At 60.1% G+C, this 20,433-nt stretch carries 14 protein-coding genes; 5 read left to right on the top strand and 9 right to left on the bottom strand.

Features of this window, described 5'->3' with window-relative positions; all coding sequences use genetic code 11:
* The first annotated feature begins 36 nt into the window (after positions 1–36).
* Complete coding sequence (locus tag ABHT90_RS03895; protein ID WP_346981685.1) at positions 37–1,140, top strand: RsmB/NOP family class I SAM-dependent RNA methyltransferase; 1,104 nt, start codon at positions 37–39, stop codon at positions 1,138–1,140.
* 24 nt (positions 1,141–1,164) lie between these two features.
* Here the strand turns inward: ABHT90_RS03895 and ABHT90_RS03890 are convergent, their stop codons facing one another.
* Positions 1,165–1,335 (bottom strand): hypothetical protein, encoded by a 171-nt coding sequence (locus ABHT90_RS03890; protein WP_006235403.1) that lies wholly within the window; start codon positions 1,333–1,335, stop codon positions 1,165–1,167.
* A 191-nt stretch (positions 1,336–1,526) separates the two neighbouring features.
* Between ABHT90_RS03890 and ABHT90_RS03885 the strand changes: the two genes are divergently transcribed.
* A complete protein-coding gene (locus tag ABHT90_RS03885) occupies positions 1,527–2,618 on the top strand; it encodes a beta/alpha barrel domain-containing protein (protein WP_346981684.1) in 1,092 nt (363 codons plus the stop codon).
* 79 nt (positions 2,619–2,697) lie between these two features.
* Here the strand turns inward: ABHT90_RS03885 and ABHT90_RS03880 are convergent, their stop codons facing one another.
* Positions 2,698–3,588 carry a DegV family protein gene (locus ABHT90_RS03880; protein WP_346981683.1) on the bottom strand — a complete coding sequence of 297 codons (891 nt, stop codon included), beginning with the start codon at positions 3,586–3,588 and terminating at the stop codon, positions 2,698–2,700.
* Between the two features lie 320 nt (positions 3,589–3,908).
* Between ABHT90_RS03880 and ABHT90_RS03875 the strand changes: the two genes are divergently transcribed.
* From ABHT90_RS03875 to ABHT90_RS03865, 3 genes are all read left to right on the top strand, one after another.
* Positions 3,909–5,825, top strand: coding sequence for a fructose-1,6-bisphosphatase (locus ABHT90_RS03875; RefSeq protein WP_346981682.1), 1,917 nt, complete (start codon positions 3,909–3,911; stop codon positions 5,823–5,825).
* A gap of 78 nt (positions 5,826–5,903) precedes the next feature.
* Positions 5,904–6,299: a GtrA family protein gene (locus ABHT90_RS03870; protein WP_006235398.1), complete on the top strand. Its 396-nt coding sequence runs from the start codon at positions 5,904–5,906 to the stop codon at positions 6,297–6,299.
* Positions 6,300–6,517: 218 nt separating this feature from the next.
* Positions 6,518–6,925 carry a GtrA family protein gene (locus ABHT90_RS03865; protein WP_022095123.1) on the top strand — a complete coding sequence of 136 codons (408 nt, stop codon included), beginning with the start codon at positions 6,518–6,520 and terminating at the stop codon, positions 6,923–6,925.
* A 412-nt stretch (positions 6,926–7,337) separates the two neighbouring features.
* On the opposite strand, the gene ABHT90_RS03860 is transcribed toward ABHT90_RS03865, so the two are convergent.
* From ABHT90_RS03860 to ABHT90_RS03830, 7 genes are all read right to left on the bottom strand, one after another.
* A complete protein-coding gene (locus ABHT90_RS03860) occupies positions 7,338–8,240 on the bottom strand; it encodes a DUF4430 domain-containing protein (protein WP_346981681.1) in 903 nt (300 codons plus the stop codon).
* Positions 8,230–14,217 (bottom strand): DUF4430 domain-containing protein, encoded by a 5,988-nt coding sequence (locus ABHT90_RS03855; protein WP_346981680.1) that lies wholly within the window; start codon positions 14,215–14,217, stop codon positions 8,230–8,232. The genes ABHT90_RS03860 and ABHT90_RS03855 overlap by 11 nt, the downstream gene beginning before the upstream one ends.
* A 431-nt stretch (positions 14,218–14,648) precedes the next feature.
* On the bottom strand, positions 14,649–16,412 hold the full coding sequence (locus ABHT90_RS03850; protein ID WP_346981679.1) for an ABC1 kinase family protein: 1,764 nt from the start codon (positions 16,410–16,412) through the stop codon (positions 14,649–14,651).
* A gap of 8 nt (positions 16,413–16,420) precedes the next feature.
* The gene (locus ABHT90_RS03845) at positions 16,421–16,837 is read right to left on the bottom strand and encodes a hypothetical protein (protein ID WP_346981678.1); all 417 of its coding nucleotides are present in this window, start codon (positions 16,835–16,837) and stop codon (positions 16,421–16,423) included.
* A gap of 143 nt (positions 16,838–16,980) precedes the next feature.
* Entirely contained in the window at positions 16,981–18,504 is a 1,524-nt protein-coding gene (locus ABHT90_RS03840; protein WP_346981677.1) for a C69 family dipeptidase, read from the bottom strand.
* Between the two features lie 101 nt (positions 18,505–18,605).
* Entirely contained in the window at positions 18,606–19,460 is an 855-nt protein-coding gene (locus ABHT90_RS03835) for a bifunctional 5,10-methylenetetrahydrofolate dehydrogenase/5,10-methenyltetrahydrofolate cyclohydrolase (RefSeq protein ID WP_346981676.1), read from the bottom strand.
* Positions 19,461–19,462: 2 nt separating this feature from the next.
* Entirely contained in the window at positions 19,463–20,095 is a 633-nt protein-coding gene (locus ABHT90_RS03830; RefSeq protein ID WP_346981675.1) for a cyclodeaminase/cyclohydrolase family protein, read from the bottom strand.
* Positions 20,096–20,433: the final 338 nt, after the last annotated feature.

Raw genomic sequence — 20,433 nt, 5'->3', positions numbered from 1 at the left:
ATTGACTACTTTTAATGGAATGGGAAGGAAAGACGGATGTCCAAGCCGCGTCGTCGTAAGCAGAAAAAGCAGGTTAAGCCCGAGCTCAAGCTCAGGCAGTTTGCCGCTACCGAGCTTTCCGACCAGCTTGCCGCCCAACACTCCGCCGTCGACCTGCCGCGCTTTATGGTCGACACGGTCGCCGGCGCCTATGCGCCCGCCGATGCCGAGCTCATGATCGAGGGCTTCGGCGCCGCGGCCACACGCCCGGTCACGCTGCGCGCCAACACGCTCAAGGCGACCGCCGAGGACATCGCTGCGGCGCTCGGTGCCGCCGGCATCGCCCACAACCCCGTCGCTTGGTACCCAGACGCCTTTATCCTGCCCGAGGCCCAGGTTTCCGATCTGTGGGATCTCGGCATCTACCGCGACGGCAAAATCTATCTGCAGAGCCTGTCGTCCATGATGCCGCCGTTGGTCCTGGGCGCTCAGGCCGGCGAGGACATCCTGGACATGTGCGCAGCCCCTGGCGGCAAGACAACGCAGATCGCCGCCCTCACCCAGGGCCAGGCACACCTCACGGCCTGCGAGATGAGCATTCCCCGCGCCGAAAAGCTCGAGTCAAACCTCCATCGCCAGGGTGCCAAAAACGTGCCCGTCATGCGCATCGACGCACGCGAGCTCGACGAGTTCTTCCGCTTCGACCGCATCCTGCTCGACGCTCCCTGCACCGGCACGGGCACCGTCATCAGCGGCAACGAGAAAAGCCTGCGCGGCCTCACCGAGCAGTTGCTGAGCAAGTGCGCCCGATCGCAGCGGGCACTTCTGGACCGCGCCATGGGTGCCCTCAAACCGGGCGGCACGCTCGTCTATTCGACCTGTTCGATCTTGCCGCAGGAAAACGAGGACGCCCTGCAAGAGGCCCTCGCCAAGCATATGGACTGCGAGCTCATCCCCCTCGACGGCACGCCAAGCGAAAGTGAAGCACGCCGCGCCCAAGAAGCTGGTGAGGAGCCGCGCATCGAGTCCAACGCCCTGACCGAGGCCATTGCCGCGGGTCAGGTATCGGTCATCGCCAACGGCCTGCCCGGCACGCTCACCATTCCGCCTAGCCGCGACTTTGAGGGCTTCTACATTGCCCTGATCCGAAAACGCAGCTAGCGCACGGATCCAAAACTCAACAAGCTATCTCTGTGCGCGTTTGCCCTGCTGGTCGCGATGCTGTTTAAGCATTGCGCGCTCTTTGCGTTCGGCCCTTTTGCCCTTAATGGCCGTGACCACAAAGTAGATGACCGCGGCGGCAACGATTGCGCCCACACACAGGCCAATCGAGCCAAACATTGCTGTCAATTCCATACCGCGTCACCTCTCTTTTAAACGGGACTTTCAAGATAGCACCTCGATACCCGCCACCACAGCTCCTTCACGTTCGCCGGCCCTTCGGTCTAACGGATGGCGCGGCGGGGAAAAATCAACTCGTCAAACGATTTAGCATTCGCAATTCCGGCTGCGTAGCGCCGGCCGTTATCACATAGAATCGAGCCTCCATGGATACCCTCAACGATCTAAATGAGCGCGTCGACGCCTTCGTCGGCACCAGCTCCTTCGACACGCCTGCCGCGGCAAACGACCAAGCTTCCATCGATGTGCCCGCCGAGGTTCACGAGGACATCGTCGCCTCGGTCGATTTCTCCGAGGTCGAGCTCGCAGACGAGTTCACCGAGCCCCAGGTAGCCGTGACCCCCAACGGACTGCTCCCCATGGAGCCCCTGCCCATCGACGGACGTCTGCGCAAGGCTGCCCTTCGCATGCCCGACGAGATCGAGGAGGCCAGCGGCTTCACGCTCTTCGGCCGCCGCATCAAGTCGCTCATTTACACCACCGATGTCGCGGTTATCCGCAACTCCAACGCCGATGCCGTTTTTGCGGTCTACCCTTTCACGCCGCAGCCCGCCATTACGCAAGCGCTGCTGACCGTCGCCGAGTGCCCGGTCTTTGTAGGCGTGGGCGGCGGAACTACGACCGGTAAGCGCTCCGTGCAGATGGCAGCCGTCTCCGAGATGCAGGGCGCGGCGGGCTGCGTGGTCAACTCCCCCGCCACTGCCGAGATGGTCGAGCACATCACCAACATCGCCGACATCCCCGTCATCGCCACGGTCGTTCGCTGCGACGACGATGCTCACGCCAAGGTGCGCGCCGGAGCCAAGATTCTCAACATCGCCGCCGGCAAGAACACGCCCCAGGTCCTACGCGAGCTGCGCGAGCACTATCCCAACCTGCCGCTCATCGCACCGGGCGGCAAGACGCCCGAGAGCATCCGTGAAACCATCGCCGCCGGCGCCAACGCCATCATCTGGACGCCGCCTTCGGCCCAGCAGCTACAGACCGACATGATGCAGCGTTATCGCAAAATGAAGGAAGACACCACACCTGTCATCTCGCGCGACGATGTGCCCATTATCGACCAGGTCGCCGCCGCCGAGGTCAGCCAAGTCGAGAACATGAATCCCGACGTGCCGATTCCCGACGAAGTCATCGAGCGCGTCGCTTCGATCCACGAGCGCGTCGAGGAGCATCGCGCCAATCGCGGCCTCAAGCCATCACTGCACGGCTTCTTCTTCCGCGGAAAGAAACGCTAGCCGCAACAGCAAGGCCCGCCCCACAAATGAGGCGGGCCGTTTTCGCTTGAACAAACATGCAGCGACGTGATGGGGCAAATTAATCCACGCGCTTGTCGCCCATAAAGAAGAGCGCCACCGTACCAGGTCCGGTATGCGAGCCAATCAGAGTACCGATGTCATTGATCTCAATCTTGCCTTTAAGCTGCGGAACCTGTTCCTCAATCAGCGCCGCAACTGCCTCGGCATCCTCACGGCACGCCGAGTGCGACATGATGCACTTACCCGAATAATCCACACCGTCCTGCACGTGTGCCATCATGGTCTTGGCCATCTCGGAAATCGCGCGCTTCTTGGTGCGAATCTTCTCACGCGGTGCCAGCTTACCGTCGCAATCGACCGTCATAAGCGGGCAAATCTTAAGCGCCGTGCCGATGATCGCACTCGCAGCCGAAATGCGACCGCCTCGTAGGTAGCTCGACAGATCGGTCGAGAAGAACCAGTGGTGCAGGTTGAGTTTGTGCTCCTCGATCCAGGAAGCCGTCTCGTCGAGTGAAGCCCCGCTATCGCGCACGTCGGCGGCATATTCCAGCAACAGGCCAAAGCCCGAAGACGCCGCCAGCGAATCGATGACGCGCACCTTGCCGCCCTGGGGATAGCGATCCGCGAGCATCTGCGCCGCAACGCAAGCCGAACCATATGTACCCGAAATACCCGAAGATAGCGTCAGGTGCAGTACATCCTTACCCTCGGCAACAAACGGCTCCCAAAACTCCTCGTACTCACCCACACTCACCTGAGACGTCTTGGGCATGGCGCCCGCGGCAATCTGGGCAAAAAACTTGTCCGGCGTAATCGACTGATACAGATCGTCCGTATGGACAACATCGTCGATCTCGTAATGAAAACACACGACAGGGATATTGCGCGACGCAAAGAACTCACGGGTTCGGTCGGCGGCGGATTCACAGGTCAGGACAAAATCACTCATATGAGGCTCCTTACTCATTGCTGCGCAAATTATCGCACAGTGAGCCTACATACGGTACATATGTCCACTATTTACCAAATCGAACCAAAAATAGCGAACATCATTACCACCATCGTCTCCACCGACCCCACGCATAAATATCTGAGAAAACACCCTCTGTCGTCTCCACTCAACCGCCATATCTACCTCAACTAAATCGATTTACCAAACCGTTCAGCCGACAATTCAGCCGCTGGCGCAAAATCGAAACAAAAGCGGCGCATACTGATAAACGTTTGACGCTGTTTATCAGTTTTACCAGCCCCATCGGAAGGTGTTTCATGGTCGCATTCGATCGCAACCCGCAAGACTTCAAGTATCTGCGCCTGCTGTCGAGACAGTTCCCCACCGAACAATCCGCGTTTACCGAAATTATCAACCTCTCGGCCATCCTCAACCTACCCAAGGGCACCGAGCATTTTATGAGCGACGTGCACGGCGAGTACGAAGCCTTCATGCACATCCTCAACAACTGCTCGGGCGTCGTGCGCGAACATATCGACGAGATCTTTGGCGACACGCTCTCCTTTGACGAAAAGGGCGAGCTGTGCACGCTCATCTACTACCCGCGCGAGAAGATCGAGCTGGTCCGCAGCCAGCGCGAGGACTCGCCAACCTGGTACAAAACGATGCTTGATCAGCTCATCATGGTCGCTCGCTCGCTTTCAAGCCGCTACACGCGCTCCAAGGTGCGCAAGGCCATCCCGCGCGACTACGCCTATATCATCGATGAGTTGTTGCACACGCACCCGGACGAGAACAACTATCGCGTGCGCTATCACGAGCGCATCGTGGAGTCCATCCTGGAGACCGCCAGCGCCGACGACTTTATCGAGTCGCTCGCTTCGCTCATCAAGCGCCTGGCCGTCGACCACCTGCACCTGGTGGGCGACATCTTCGACCGCGGCGGCGGCGCGGCCAAGATTATGGACCGTCTGCTCACCTACCATTCGCTCGACATCCAGTGGGGCAACCACGACCTGCTGTGGATGGGTGCTGCGGCCGGTGAGCCCGCCTGCATCGCCACGGTGTTGCGCAATAACCTACGCTACGACAATTACGAGATCCTCGAGAACGACTACGGCATCTCGCTGCGCGAGCTTGTCGCCTTTGCCGATGCCACCTACACCGCCGGTGAGTCCATCACCCCGCTGATCAAGGCCATCAACGTGCTGCTCTTTAAGCTCGAGGGCCAGATTATCCAGCGCCACCCCGAGTTCGATATGACCGACCGCCTGTTACTCGACAAGATCGATCACGACACCGGCACGGTCACGCTCGCCGACGGCAGCGTGTGGCCGCTCACGACCAACGACTTCCCCACCGTCGACCCGGCGGACCCCTATACGCTCACGCCCCAGGAGCAGCACATCATCGACAAGCTCGTTTCCGAGTTTGTCACCGCCGATCACCTGCATCGCCATATCGATTTCCTCTATTCCCACGGCTCGATGTACAAGGTCACCAACGGCAACCTGCTGTTCCATGGCTGCGTGCCGCTCAACGAAGACGGCACCTTTAGCAGCATGAACTGTCTGGGCACCTGGCACGCTGGCCGCGATTATCTCGATTTTTGCGACCACATCGCCCGCCGCGCCTGGCGCGTGGGCGACCGCGACGCCCTCGACTGGATGTGGTACCTGTGGATTGGCTTTAACTCGCCCGCCAGTGGACGCCTGGTGCGTACCTTTGAGCGCGCCTATATCGCCGATAAGAGCACCTGGGTCGAGCCGATGGACCCATACTTTACGCTTACCAAGTCGCCCTCGGTCTGCGACGACATCATGCGCGAGTTTGGCGTCGCGCCCATGGCATGTTCGCCGACCGGCCACATCATCAACGGCCACACGCCCGTTAAAACCACCAAGGGTGAGCAGCCCATCCGCGCCGAGGGCAAGCTACTGGTCATCGATGGCGGCTTCTGCCGCGCTTACCATCCCAAGACGGGCATCGCCGGCTATACGCTCATCTCGAGCTCGCGCGGCTGCCGCCTCAAGTCGCACCGGGCCTTTACGACGGTTGCCGAGGCACTCACGCGCAACGTGGACATCGAAAGCGAGACCAACCGTTTTGACCAAGCAGACCGTCGCCGCATGGTAAGCGACACCGATACTGGCGCCAAGATCCGCAGCCAAATCCAGGACCTGCGCCAGCTCCTCGATGCATATAGAAACGGTGCTATCGAGGAGCGCGCCTAGCACCACCCGCGGGGATTGGCTAAACTTGCTAAGTTTGTCATCCCCACGGCGCCCCGGCGCCGGCTTAAGGCAGGTACCATGCAAAAGCTCCTTGCGCAGATCATGAAATTTGGCGTCGTCGGTGTCATTGCCACGGTTATCGACTTTGGCATTATGAATCTGCTCCACTACGGTCTGGGCCTCAACATCCTAATCGCCAACACCAGCGGCTTTATCATCTCACTCATCTTTAACTACCTCGCAAGCATGAAGTACGTGTTTGCGCACAAGGAAGGCATGAGCCGCCGCCGCGAGTTCATCATCTTTGTCGTGCTGTCCGTGATCGGCCTGGCACTCAACGACGGTATCGTGCTGACACTCAACGCCGGTCTGGGGCTCGAGGCCAATATCGCCAAGATCTGCGCCACCGCGCTTGTCATGGTCTACAACTTTGTGACCCGAAAGATCTTCCTGGAGGGTGACGAGACCAAGTAACTCGCAACCTTACAGCCTTACGATGCCCACGGACAATGCGTGCTCAGTACAGTATCGCCCGTGGGCATCGTTCGTTTACGGGCAAATTTTCAACGTTTGCGGATTAGCTCTTGAAAATTTGGCGAGTTCGTATAGTTCTTGGCAAAGACCTTACGTTTCCCTTGCAAAAGCTCTAAAGTATCCTCTGCTCGATTCATCAACGCATTGGATGTGATTACGTGCGCAAGGCACTGGCACAACCTCATACCAAGCAATTCCTCAAGTTCGCTGTCGTGGGTCTTATCTCCTTTGGCATCGACTGGGGCATGCTCATTGCGCTCGTCGAGCTGTTTCACCTTGACTTTTTGATGAGCACCACGGTTTCGTTTATCACATCCGTCGTGGTCAACTACTGGCTCAGCATGAAGTACGTGTTCGACCACCGCGAAGGCATGAGCCGCAAGCGCGAGTTCACGATCTTCACCATCCTGTCGGTGATCGGCCTGGGCCTCAACGACCTGTACATGTTTGTGGGCGTCACGTTTTTGAGCATCGGCTACCAGGCCATGAAGGCCATCGCCACGTTCCTCGTCACTTGGTACAACTACTTCAGCCGCCGCTTTTTCCTCGAGGGCGCACGGTCGTAGTCGATTCGCTATTTGCTTGAATGTATAACCGGTTGGAATTCCCGTTCCAACCGGTTTTTTGTTTGCCGAGGCTGTCGAGGAAGACGTACGGGACGGGCCACGGTGCCGAAATGGGACGCGCCTTCCCCATGGGCGCCGTTCCGGAAAGCGCGTCCCAGATTGAGGCCTCAAAGCGGGACACAGTTTCCGCAACGCCACTCAAGCGGAAAGTGCATCCCGGAATCCGACCTCGGAACGGGACGCGGTTTCCCAATGGCCATCGAAGCGGAAACTGCATCCCGGAATCCCCCTCCAGAGTGGGACGCGCTTTCCGGTTGAGCCTTGATTGGGAAACTCCGTCCCATTCGCATCAAAAAACGGGCGGCCTGGATGTTTGTCCGAGCTGCCCGTTCCGTGCGTTATGTTGAGATCCCTAGCCTGTTACGTAATACCAGACGACGTTGTCGCCGTTGGAGAGAACGTAGTTGCTGCAGGCCGTCATGGGCGTCGAGCCGTTGACAGAGTACATCCAACCGCTCGTGCCGCCATACTGCTTCTCGGCCAAACCGCCGATCGCGGCGACATACGTGCCGTACGATGAGCCGTGTGCGTTGACGGAAAGCCCGAGCGCGCATAGGGCGTCGTAGACGGTGGCACCTTCGTTAAAGGTATAGGTGCCGCCGGCGGACACAGGATTGCCCACGGCGCTCGATGTGACCGCAACCGTCACCGTGACGTAACTGGGCTCCTGCGTGCCGCCCTGGCCGCCCGAGGAGGCGGTTCCGCCGTTAGAAGCAGAGGCGCCGCCAGACGATTGGCCGCCGCCCGAAGAGGTACCACCAGACGTGTTAGAAGTATCGGCAGTTTCGGTATTCTGAGCAGCCGATACATCGCCAGACTTCTTGCCACGCTGGTCTTCAGACTTTTTGCCATCCGAGTTTTTATCCGAGCTCTTGTTCGAAGACTCGGAATCGCCCTTGGCGTCACCCGAGTCCTTGGACTTATCTTTCGCATCGCCCGAAGCCTTGGAGTTCTTAGAGTCAGCTTTGCCAGAAGCAGCAGCCGAGGCAGCTCCCCTGGCGTCGTTGGCAACGACGCTCTCCCCCGTCACGGCCTGAACGATCCAGTCGATGGACCAGGCACCGCTTGTGGAGGGATGGACAAACCCCAGCGAGACGACAATCAGGGCAACGCAAGCAGCCGTAAAAACGCCGACAAGTGCCTTGCGCCGCGGGGCGGACGCCGCCGAAGCGGCGCCCTTTTGCTTTGCATCGTCGAGCTGGATAAACGAGGAGTCGGGCTGCTGCCCGTTGGTCTCCTTGGGCTTATCGGGCATTACCGTCACCCTTGCCGCGCTTGGTCAGCATGAAGACGGCGATGAGCGCGAGGCCGATCACGCCGGCCGCGATGCCGACAATAGCGAGCGGGTTGAGGCCAGACTCCTGCGCGGAAGCCTCAGTGGACTTCTTGGCAGTGGTCGTGGAAGCGGATGCCTTGTCGGACTTGGAGTCGGACTTCTTGTCGGACTTGCCGTCCTTCTTGTCAGACTTCTTCTCGTCCTTCTTGTCGGACTTGTCGGAGTCCTTCTTGTCGGACTTGTTGTCCTTGGTCCCGGTCTTGGTCGACACCGTCGTCTTGGTCACCGGCTTCTGACCCGGGGCGACAGCGCCACCCTTCGAGCCGGAGCCAGTGCCCGCGCCAGCGCCCGTGCCGGTACCAGCACCAGTGCCGGAGCCGCTGCCACCGTTAGAGCCAGAACCGCCATTGCCGTCAGGGTTAACGGCGTTCTTGGTCCACTTGGCATACAGCGTCATATCGGCCGTCACCGGCGTGCTGAAGTCATACGCCTCCGTGCAAGCCTCATCGGTGTACCAGCCACCGAAGGTGTAGCCCTCACGCGTCGGATCGGCAGGCTTAACCAGCTTGCCGTCGGCCGTAGTCTGGAAATCGACCTTGGAACCATCGCCAGTCTCGAACGAGACCTTAACGCCACCATTCAGCTTGAACAACGTGCCGGAATCGTTGATGTAGTAGAGGTTGCCCTTGGCGTCGCAGGCAATCGGCGAGTCGCAGTAGTTGTTGTGTCCCGTTGCGCTAAACGCACCGGTCGCCTGCGCGTCACCCAGCTTGTAGCGATAGACACCGCCGCCCGAGGTGTAGTTCACATAGTCGGAAGTCGCACCGTAGTTAACCGTGAAGTAGACATACGTGCCATCTGCCTGGGCGCTCACGAGCGGTGCACCCTTGATGCCGCCGATGGGAAGCGCGGAGCCATCAGCAGACGAAACCAACGTCGTAGCAAAGTCATTATCAAGGTCGACAATCGCCAGCGCAGAGCCACCGGAAACCTCGCCGCCGACAATCAGCTTGTTGCCATACAGCGTAGGCATGCAGGCGCATCCCGTAAGACCCAGGTCGACGACGCGCTCTTCGGAAATGCGCGAAGCGGCATCCGCACCACGCGAACTACCGTCAGAAATCGCCAAAACGTGCAGCTTGCCATCGCGCGAAATCAGATAAGCATGGCTACCGTCGGCGGAGAGCACACAGGAGGAGTTAACGATAGCCCCAACGGAAACGCTTCCAAGCACAGCGCCCGAAGACTTGCCGAGCATCTCAACGGTACCGGCGCTGGTGGGAACCAGAATAAAGCCGTCACCCACGGTAGCACCCGTCCAGTAATAACCCTCATCGGCGTTGACGTGCTGCCAGGAAACGGCACCGGTCAGGATATTGATGCGCGTCAGATGGCCGTTGTTATACACGCCCTTACCATAGTCGACATCAACGGTGCCGACGTAGAGGTAGTTGCCGTCGACCGTCAACTGAGAATTTGACTGAGCGGATTTGCTCACGGAGTCGGTAACCCAAACCGTCGTAAGCGTATCGGCCGTCAGAGCCTGGACCGCACCGCCATCGAGCGGCACGATAACCAATCCGTTTGCATAGATCGGACGCGTGGTGTAGCCAATCGCAGTCTTAAGGTTCGACTCGGCAAGCACCTTGCCCGACTCGGCATCGATCTTAAGCAAGCGCTTGTTGACGGCAAGATACACATTGCCGTTCACGACGATAGGCTCGCTCGCGTTGGGATACGTGGCACCCGAGTAGGCCTTCCAATCGAACGTCCAAGAGCTTGCCAACGCGCCCGTGGGCGTGGACACGTTCTCGACAACCGCATTGGAATTGCCACTCCAGTCGGCCTTCCAATCGGTCGGGCGCGAAGCGCTCGGATCGACTACAACTTCATCCGGGTTGGGAACAGTATCGCCAGCAGCATAAGCCCAGACAATCTTGTCGCCCGACTTGAGCACATAGTCGCTATCGAGCTGAGAACCGGGGACACCGTTGACAAAGAACGACCAAGCGCCAGACAGCTTGGTACCGTCAAGCGGGGAAACAAGGCTATGGACACCCCAATAGCCAAATTGGTCATACATCTTGGACTCGACACCAATGGCGTCAAAGTAGGCAGCAGAAGCGTCCTTGATCGTCGTGCCCTCGACAAACACCTGAGTCGAAGGATCGGTCCAACGTTGTGCCTTCTCGTCCTTCTTGCCGATGATCTCCATCGAAACGGAAACTTGGCCGGGCATGGCCCCATCAGAGCCATAGACCCAAGCGATCTCGTCGCCGGTCTTGAGCGTGTAGCCACCCGCACCAACATCAGTCGGCTTGCCATTGACAAAGAACTGCCAGTATTTCCAGGTGTTTTCGTTAACCTTCTCGCTCGAGAGCTTCACGCTCTTATCGAACGGCGAAGTCAACGAATTGAGATACCAGCCGTACGCACCCTTCCCCGTATCGGCGGCGATGCCGGCCTTTTTAAAGATCTGCTCGGAAAGATCCGCAGCGGTTGTGCCCTCGTCCACCAGAGCAATCGTAGGCTGTGCCCACGTCTGCTGAGCGCCCGAAGCATCCTGGCCGATAACGGTGCAGCTTACAGAAAGCTGATCGGCAGGAGCGGGGTCGCCGTCCTTCGAGTAGCACCAGACGACTGAGTCGCCGGCCTTGAGCGTGTAGCCGCCGGCGCCGACCATGGAGGACTTGCCGTTGATGAACAGCTGCCAATACGCTTTGGTCGCCGGATCGTAGGCGAGCGTGCGGTTGGAGTCGAAGGGCGACGTGATCGAATTGAGCGCCCAGCCCCAGGAGCCGTTGGGGTCGTAGTCAACCTTGAGGCCGGTCTGCTTGAACAGCTGCTCGGAGAGGTCGGCCGCAGTCGAGCCCTTCTTCAGCGTGATGTTCTGGGCTGCGGCCCAGGTCTGCTGAGCGCCCTTGGCGTCGATGCCGACGACCGAACACGTCGCGGAAACCTGCGTGGAAACCGTGCCCGTGGGATCCTCGTACACCAGCTCGAGCGTGTCGCCATCGCTCGGGTAGTAGCCCGTGGCATAAGAGTTGGCAGCCTTGCCATTAATATCAAAACGCCAGTACTTATAGCCGGACGCCGTGTTTTCCATCGCGAGCGTCTGGGACTTATCGGGGTTCGTAACCGAATAGGGAACGCCGCCGTCCGTGCTATAGCTATAGCCGGCCTCGTCAAGCACCTTGGCAAAGATGTCCCACGCAGACATTTTTTGAGTGCTCGACCAGTTATACGAGGTCGACGGCACCCAATCCACAAGGTCATAAGACTGACCGACATCGTGCTTGCTTACGCCTACAACCCTGACGTTAACGGAAAGAGACTTTTCGTCGGAAGAGTTAACGAGCCAAGCGGTGCTCTTGACATCGTTGTTGCCGGCGTTTGCCACGACATAGGCGTATTTGCCCTCGGCCGAGGCGGGAAGCGTGATCGCGCCGGTCGTTTCGTCGGCGCCAAACAGCTCGTGGGCATTTGTGCCCTCAGCGTCATCGGCGAGATACCAGCGGTAATCGACAAGGGAGCCCTCGGGGAGCGCCGTCTCGTAATCGCCCCAATCGCCCGTTGCCATGTAATTGGCAGTAGGGGTAAGCGTTCCGCCGACCTGTGCAAGGTTGCCGCTCGAAGCGACATTAACCGATGTCAGGGTATACGCCTTGGCATCTTCGCCCTTGACGATGGCATAACGCGTGGAGGCATAGTCGGTGTTGTAGCCACCGTCGACGATGCACTTGAGGTACTTGCCGACGTACTTTTGCGAAATTACGAACGACGGCCTGTGCGCGTTTTCATCCGTCAGCGTCGTGAACGGACCCTGGGCGCTATCGGCAATCTGCCACGTATACGTCAGTTGATCGGATGTAAGCTCGGCACCCTTTGTTCCTGCAGACGTTTTCTCGAATGCAGTAACACCGACCTTTTCGCCACTCTTGTAGACAAACCTGGCGTCATCGCTCTGGTCGCCGACGATCTTTTTGAGATACGTCAGGAACAGCTCGTGCGAGCCTGCGGCCTTAACGGCCACGGCAGTAGTCGCCTCTACGGTGTTATCGCCCGCAGTGGCCGACACACTCACCCAGCGCTTGGCGTAGTCATCGGGAATCGTAAAGCTGCTGTCGGTTTTACCCTCGACAACATGCCAGTCGGTCTTCGCATCAAACGCAGAGGAAGACGGGTCGACGGAGGACCAACGCCACGTGTAGGTAACGCCCTCGGTAACCGGTTCAGACGAGTAGTCGACCGCCTTGTAGGCGCACGCCTCAATCGTAGAGCCAGTGTCCTTAGCACCCTTGCTCGCGTTGGTAAACGCAACCGAATCAAGCGTTGTCGCGCCCTTGGGCAGAATGCGACCCGCCTTGGTTTCGCAGCTATCGGAGCCGGGGATGCCCTTCTTGGCCTTAGCGACCACCTTGAGGTAACGGTTCGCGCACTCCTTGGTAACCGTGTAGGTGTCACCAGTTGCAACCTGCTCGAACGAGCCGTCGGCGGAATCGGCCACCCACCAAGAAAAATCGACCTTGTCGGAACCGTAGAGGTCAGTCGGCGTGTCGTAGTTGAGGTAGTAGGCAGCAGCCTTAATCGTGTCGCCGACGTTGGCGTTGTGGACGTTCTCGTAATCGTCGCCAAATTCGGCGCCGTTATAGGCGAGAACGATATGGCCCAACGCGATTTGGCCGCTCGCGGCAACGGGGCCCGGGGTATTGTAGCCAACAGACGAGGGCGTGTTGAAAGATCCGCTCGGACCGTACAGCTCCTGGCCGTCGCCGACAACCTTAACGCGAATGTACTTGCCCGCAAGCTGCGAGGCGAGTTCGTCCGTAATCGTTAGCGACTGGCCGGTCTGACCGGGAATCACCCGATAGGCAGAGTCCTTGGCATCGCGCGTATCGGACGAAAGCCACTGATAGGCCCAGCCACCCTGCGCCGCAATACGCTTATTGGGGACCGCTTCGCCGTCATAGGCATTCGCCCAAAGTGTAGTGCCAGGGTTCAGTATCTCGGCCTTGACGGACGAATACGAGCTCGAATCGTCTGCCGAAGACTGGATGAGGACAAAAGACTTTGCATCCAGGGCCGTCTTAGTAGGAACGGGCGCCTTGATAGTGTTCGTCGCCGTCAGCAGCTTTTGGTTGGCGGCACTCTTAGCCGGACCGTAGACGACGTTACCGCTGGCATCGGTAATACGTACACGCAGGCACTTGCCGTTAAGCTGAGTGCGCAGGGCGTCGTCCAGAACGATCGATGAGCCCGTCTGGCCCTCGACAGCAACAAACGCAGAGTTGTCCGCATCGTTCCCGTTGGCGATATCGGCAGCAAGCCACTGATAGGTGCAACCCGAAACACTGGCGCGCTTGCTGGACGAAGTCCAGACATTCGCATAGAGCGTAGTATTGCTCTGGATAAAGCCAGTGAAGTTAGAGCCAACCCAACGAGTAGGGTTCTTGCTCTTTCCTACACTGACGCCATTATTCGAGGAAAGCGAAGCAGCGGCACGAGGTGCGGCCTTAGGCGCATTGGACTCGCTGACAACCGCAGCCGCGTCGTCGGTCTCGGCGGTGGTGTCGGACGCCTCATTCGCCGGATTGGCCGAAGCGGGGTCTGACGCAGCGGGGTCGCCTAGCGCGTCATTGCTCGCGTTGTCAGGCGCATCCGAACTCGTATCCCCAGTTTCGGAGGATTTGTCGGTAGCCGGATCGTTTGCGCCAGCAGCAGGCGCGGTATTATCGGCAGCGTCATCCGTGGCCTGCGCGCCCTCGCTCGGCGTCGTGGCCTGAGCCACGGCCTCGGCGATACCCTCAGCGCCATCGGCCCAAAGCTGGGCCGGCGTGGTGCTGAATGCCATCGCGAAGGCCAGGAACGCCACCAAACCGCGCTTGGCTACGCCGCGGGCAAGCGCTCCATGACGACGCCACGAGGCGCGCTGGCACTCGTCCTCAAACATATCCATTTGTCTCCTACTGTCTGCACTTGGAGCATTGCCCAGCGGCTGCCCCACGTCATCGCGCACATTGCGCTCGAGTACCCCCATCGGGGTCCTCCTTCCCTCCAGAGCCCAACGCGTACCGGCAGCATGCGCCGCGGCCGCGTGCAAGATGGGAGGCGATCCGACTTAACCTTAACGACCCGGGCGCGCCGTCCGATCTGCGACGCGACCATCCCGGACCAAGAGGAATTACGGTTACTGGTACAGCCGGGGACTTGCACCCCGATTCTCCCAAACGCGCAGGAAAACCGCGCATTCGTGCGTCTCCGCACCACCATCTAGGCCATCGATTATTACCGTCGATATGGTAGCACGCAAAAGGGCCCCGCACACAGGCGAAGCCCAAGGTAAAAGCTATTGTTTGCGATAGGAAAAAGCGGCGCAGGCCGCAGGCCCTAGTGCTTGCCGCCGTGGCTGTTGCGCCAGATCTCGCGCCCCAGCATCAACGCCAACACCAACGCGCTCACGTAACCAAAAAAGCCAATGACCGGAATGCCGAGCACGACCGGCTCGATGCGTGCGTAGTACACCACCGACGAACCGATAAACAGACCGGCGATAACAATGGCCATCGACATGCGGTCAACGATGCAGCCCACTTGGCGCAGCGCCTTTTCGCTGCTCATGAGCTGCAAGTTCAGCTTAAGTTGACCGCGCGTAAGCATCCGCGACGCCAGGCCCAGATACTCAGCCGCTTCGAGCGAACCCTTGGCCGCACGGTAACTACTCGCAGCGAAATCGCGACTCATGTCGCGCATGCGTGCATAGGTGCTCTTCTCGTTTTTGATGTGCGCCTGGATGATCTGGATCATATTGACGTTGGGCATGTACTCGGTCAGCAGGCCCTCGAGCGTCACCATGCCGCGCGCGAACATTGTCACCACGCTCGGCAGCTCGACGTCGTTTTTGCGCGCCAAATTAAGCAACGAGGTCAAAAACTCACCGATATCCAGGTCCTTAAGATCAAGTCCCGCAAAGTCGGCAACGATAAAGTCCAGGTCGGACAAAAAGGCCGAATGGTCAAGCTCGGCCGAATCGCCGCGCGTCACGGCGAAGCGCATGAGCGAGTCCTTGAGCTTGGGCACGTCGCCCTCGGCCACGGCGAAAATCATATCCTTGACGATACCGCGGTCGTGACTCGACATGCGCCCGACCATGCCCAGGTCGATAAAGTAAACGATGCCATCTTTGAGGATGATGTTTCCCGCATGCGGGTCGGCATGGAAAAAGCCGTCATCGAGCACCTGCGTCGAATAGTCCTCGACAATCGCCGAGCCGATCTTTTCCAGGTCATAGCCCTCGGCCACCAGGCGCTCGGGATCGGCAATCGAGATACCGTCAATGTAGTCCATGACCACGACGTGTTCGGTGCAAAGGTCCAAGTAGGATTTGGGACACGACACGCCATGGACGCTCTTATGGAACTCATAGAAATCGTTGAGGTTTTTGGCCTCGGCCAAAAAGTTGGTCTCCTCGCGAAACGAGGCCCACAGTTCCTCGACGACGGCATGTAAGTCAACAAACTGGTCGGTGTTGACGAACTTTGAAACGATGCGCACCACCGAGCGAATGATGTCGATGTCCTGCGCCATGACCTGCTGCGCGCCGGGGCGCTGCACCTTAACGGCCACGTCCTCGCCCGTCACCAAGCGGGCACGGTGTACCTGCGCGAGCGACGCGCTTCCGAGCGGGTTAGGGTCGATCGCGTCGAACATCTGCCCCAAGCGCTGGCCGTACTCCTCTTCCAGACAGCGGAGCACTACCTCATACGGCACCGGCTCTACGTCGGAGCGCAAGCGACGCAGCTCGTCGCAAAACCGCTGCGGCAAGATCTCGGACCGGTTAGCCAGAATCTGCCCCATCTTGACGAACATGGGGCCGAGCTCTTCGAGCAGACGACGCAGGCGCACCGGCGTAAGGTTATCCCATACGCGGTACTTTTTGATAAGGCGAACGATCTGCCCAATGCGCTCACGACGACCTGCCGGCGTGAGCTGGTATTCCTCGTCCGGCGCCATCGCGTCGGGCTCCTCGGGGACCATATCGACAGCGCGCGGCTTCTTGCGAGCGCCCGAGACGGCGGCCTCGACCTCGTCGACAACCGCCGCCTCGTCACCCAAGGGATCTAGATTGTTGTAATCGGTGGTGGAATCTGCCATCTGCGCTGCTACTCGGCCTCTTCGGTGTCCTCTGCATCGTCGGGCTCAACGGACTCGACGGGCACCGAGGTCACGTTGTCCTCGACCGAATCGACGATGTCGCGCACGTGGGCCAAGAAGGCCGTGCGCTCGGGAGCGGTCATAACGCGGACGCGGGCCAGGATGAGCTCGTCGAGCACACGCTGCGCCGCGGTCTCGCCCTGCATGCCCAGGCGCTCGGACAGATCGGAGATGGTGCCGCCGGCCTGCTCGAACATGTCGGACACGCTGCGGGCGATATCGGGGGTACCAGCATCCTTGCGGACCTGCTCGCCCTTGGTACCAAGGTCGTCAAGGACCTTCTTGCCGCCCTCGACGGCAACGGCGGCGGCGCCGAAGCCCACGTTGATGGCACCGTTAACAAGTTGATCGAGTTTCATAACCATGGTTGGCTCCAATCGTGAACAACTGCAATGGCCTTCTTGTACCCAAGATTGGGCGAACGACACAAATTCGTTTGTCGCCGGGATAGAAATCGAGCGGGGCAAAGCCTTTGACGGCGTTTGCCTCGCTCGCTGCAAGGTTGTCTTTACCTTACGTTGTCGTTCATCGCGAAGGAGTTCTTCATGGCACAGCTCGTGGTGTAAAGCACCTTGCCCAACAGGGCATCGGTCTCCACGCGTATGAGCTCGGCAAAGGCCTCGTTGGCGCGGGCGAGCTCGGCGGGCACTTCGGCCTCGGGCAGAGTGGCTGCAGCAGCGTCTACGTCGTGGATCTGCTTGTGGCCCATACCGCCGACCTTCTCCTGGTAGTCCTCCACCGCGCGGCCGCACTCATGGAAGCGGACATCGGCCAGGGCGCCAATCAGGCGATTCGCCCAATAGAAGTTCTCGGATGTCACGCGAGCCTGGGTGTCGGCGTAGTACTCGGGCATGGTCTCGACGTTGGCATACAGCGGGACCAGCGCGTTAAACGAGTTGGAGCCAAAGGCCATCCACTGCACGGCGCGGTATGCCGGCTCGGCATAGGGGCGCAGCTGCAGCACGGCGAGCTGGCTGTTGCGGTTGATGCCGATGGGACGATAGGCGCCGCGCGTGGCGGGTGTGCCCTTGCTGCCGTAGCAGTCGTACTCCGTGCCCTGGTAGTGGCTCGAAAGCACATACTTGATATCCTCGATGGTCACCTTGCGCTCGGGCACGCGGCTCCAGGGGATGTCGTCGCTCTCGGGCGTGTAGTCGGCCTCGGGACCGTCCCACACATCGCTGGGGTTGAGGCAGCGCTGCATATACCAGGCGCGCGGCGTGTTGTAGACGTGGTCACTGTCACTGTGCGAGCCAAAGGCCTCGCGAGGGTTAAAGACCGTTGCGGGACCGTCGCCCTCGACGCCCAGCGTCAAATCCAGATGCCACTCGGCCATCCAGGAGCGCAGGTCGGCGGAGCACATGTGGTCGGCTTGGGCGCCCTCGGCGTCGTCCAGGTCAAAGCTATCGATACCCAGCTGGTTGGGCATGGTCACATAGGCGTCATCGGGCACGCGCTTGGCAATCCAGTGGTGGCCGCCAATGGTCTCGAGCCACCAGATCTCATCCACGTCGCTAAAGGCGATGCCGTTGTTCTCGTAGGTGCCATAGCGCTCGAGCAGGTCACCCAAGATGCGCACGCCGTCGCGGGCGGACTTGGCGTACGGCAAGACCAGGGTCACCATGTCCTCCTCGCCCAGACCACCGGGCTGTGCCGGAACATAGCCGTCCTCGCCCTCGTTACCCTTGGCGGGCACGTAGTCCACGAGCGGATCGGCGCCGCGGACGCGCTCGTTGGTGGTAAGCGTCTCGGTTGCGGACATGCCAACGTTGAGCTCGTTGAAGCCGGCCTCGGCCCAAATGCCATGGCCCGGGACAACGTCGGGGACGCTTGTGTAACGCATGGGATTGTCGGGCAGCTCAACGGTCAGGTGGCTCAGAACACTCGTGTAGACACGCGGCTGCTCGTCGGGATGCACCACGCGCATGCGCTTGGGCTCAAACACCCCGTTGGACGAGTCCTCGTTGCGGGCGACAAGCGTCGAGCCGTCGTAACTCGCGTTCTTACCAACCAAAATCGTTGTGCACGGCATGCGCATCCTCCTTGAGCGAAGAAATCAAACGGCAACAGTGTATCGCTTCGGCGCAAAAAGGGCGAAACAGCCGCCCCGGCAACCCCTGTGGTCAAAAACGACTATTTCGATGCGCGCTCCGCCGACTCGATCACGTGCTTGGCGAGAATCGCCGTCGTTACAGCCCCCACGCCGCCCGGCACGGGAGTAATTGCGCCAACAATCGGTTCCGCAGCATCAAAATCCACGTCCCCGACCAGCTTGCAAGCGGCCTCGTCCCAATTAATGCCAACATCGATGATCGTCTGACCCCCACGAACCGCATCCGCGCCAATCGTGCGCGCGCGTCCAACGGCCGCAACCACAATATCGGCCACACGGCACTCGGCAGCCAAGTCGCGCGTATGCGTATGGCACGTCGTCACCGTGGCATTGCGAGCCGTAAGCATGGCGGCTACGGGACGACCAATCACCAGCGACCGACCAACAACCGCGACCTTGGCCCCATCCAGCTCAACGCCGTAATGGTCCAGCAATGCCAACACGGCTTCAGCCGTGCAAGGAGCAAAGCCCTCGCCGCGCCCCGAAAGCGTGGTGAGCAGCGAGGCCGGCGTCATGGAGTCGACGTCCTTGGCGGAATCGAGTGCCGCGGCAACCGCATCCTCGTCAAGCCCAGCGGGCAACGGACGAAACATCAGGCAGCCATGAACAGCGGGGTCGGCATTGATGTCTTTAATAGCCGCCAACAGCTCGTCCTGCGAAACATCGGCGGGAAGCAAAAGGCGGCGAACCTCAATGCCAACCTTCTCGCAGCGCTTGAGGGCGCCGCGCTCGTAGGACAGGTCGTCCTCGCGCTCGCCCACACGCACGATGGCCAGCGTCGGAACAACGCCGCGCTCGCGCAAAGCCGTGCAGCGAGCGGCGAGCTCCTCGGTCAAAGCACGGGCGACGGGAGCGCCCTTCAACAGCTCGGCCATGGCTACCCCCTCTTCCTTGCGGCGTCGGCAGCACGGCGCGCCAGCGCATCGGCGCGCGGCAGCCACGTATCCAGCAGATCGTCGCACGCTGCCTCGAGTTCCTCGGCGCGCGCCCGGTCTTTCATAGATGTGGTGTTGGCAAAGAGTGTCAGGCTCGCACCCTGCATGGCGGCGCGGCAGAACACGGCACCGCACGCCACGTCGGACAGCAGTTGGCGCGAGCCTTTGTCTGCCATGTCCTCGAGCAGCGCCAGCGCGCGCCCACAGGTGTCCATGATCCGATACGGAGGCATGGCCGCCACACGCAACGCGTCCTGAATCGCCACGGGTCGAGCCGGGTCATCACGAGGAATACCGTATGCCGCAGACACCTGGCCGTACGCACGAACATCCTCGGCAACCAGGCCCACTAGCTCCTGTGCCAACTCGTCTGCCTGGGCAAATGCGCGCGTCAGATCGTCTGCGCGATCGACAAGCGCGGGATTGGTTGCCCCGTAGCGTGCGACCATTCCGCACAGCGAGGCGCCCAGCGCGCCCACAAAGGCGCTCGCGCTGCCACCGCCGGGAACCGGCTCGCGCGCGGCCAGCGCCTCGGCAAACCCGCGGCAGGTCTTGTCCATCATCTCTTGGCTCATACGTATGCACCTTCAAGTCATATAGATCGGTCGGGCGGCAACCGCCGACCAACCGCATCAAACACGTAATAATGCTAAGTCTAGCCCATAAGCACATGAGCGTCAGCACACCTGGCCATCGCGGATTTCTATGACGAACGATAGGCGTCGGCGCCGCAAACATGGGACACATGGCCCACCTTTCGAGACTTCCGGACGTCACAGACTGGGGCATATCTATAAGTAAGGAACCCGTTGGGGCACGGCCGCGCAACGGCCACAAGCGATGAACGGAGGCATAAGCCGCACAGCACACAGAGACATCCGCCGCCAGCGCAATCAGTACCCCAACAGCATGC

This window comes from Collinsella aerofaciens (genome assembly GCF_039758815.1).
Lineage (GTDB): Bacteria > Actinomycetota > Coriobacteriia > Coriobacteriales > Coriobacteriaceae > Collinsella > Collinsella aerofaciens_BP.
The sequence above is the reverse complement of the archived record's forward strand: the minus strand, read 5'-3'. Positions and strand labels throughout refer to the sequence as shown.

Bases quoted from the DNA above. Each gene is read 5' to 3' on its own strand.
- ABHT90_RS03895 (WP_346981685.1), top strand. From the start codon at position 37: ATGTCCAAGCCGCGTCGTCGTAAGCAGAAAAAGCAGGTTAAGCCCGAG.
- ABHT90_RS03890 (WP_006235403.1), bottom strand. From the start codon at position 1,335: ATGGAATTGACAGCAATGTTTGGCTCGATTGGCCTGTGTGTGGGCGCA.
- ABHT90_RS03885 (WP_346981684.1), top strand. From the start codon at position 1,527: ATGGATACCCTCAACGATCTAAATGAGCGCGTCGACGCCTTCGTCGGC.
- ABHT90_RS03880 (WP_346981683.1), bottom strand. From the start codon at position 3,588: ATGAGTGATTTTGTCCTGACCTGTGAATCCGCCGCCGACCGAACCCGT.
- ABHT90_RS03875 (WP_346981682.1), top strand. From the start codon at position 3,909: ATGGTCGCATTCGATCGCAACCCGCAAGACTTCAAGTATCTGCGCCTG.
- ABHT90_RS03870 (WP_006235398.1), top strand. From the start codon at position 5,904: ATGCAAAAGCTCCTTGCGCAGATCATGAAATTTGGCGTCGTCGGTGTC.
- ABHT90_RS03860 (WP_346981681.1), bottom strand. From the start codon at position 8,240: ATGCCCGATAAGCCCAAGGAGACCAACGGGCAGCAGCCCGACTCCTCG.
- ABHT90_RS03855 (WP_346981680.1), bottom strand. From the start codon at position 14,217: ATGGATATGTTTGAGGACGAGTGCCAGCGCGCCTCGTGGCGTCGTCAT.
- ABHT90_RS03850 (WP_346981679.1), bottom strand. From the start codon at position 16,412: ATGGCAGATTCCACCACCGATTACAACAATCTAGATCCCTTGGGTGAC.
- ABHT90_RS03845 (WP_346981678.1), bottom strand. From the start codon at position 16,837: ATGGTTATGAAACTCGATCAACTTGTTAACGGTGCCATCAACGTGGGC.
- ABHT90_RS03840 (WP_346981677.1), bottom strand. From the start codon at position 18,504: ATGCCGTGCACAACGATTTTGGTTGGTAAGAACGCGAGTTACGACGGC.
- ABHT90_RS03835 (WP_346981676.1), bottom strand. From the start codon at position 19,460: ATGGCCGAGCTGTTGAAGGGCGCTCCCGTCGCCCGTGCTTTGACCGAG.
- ABHT90_RS03830 (WP_346981675.1), bottom strand. From the start codon at position 20,095: ATGAGCCAAGAGATGATGGACAAGACCTGCCGCGGGTTTGCCGAGGCG.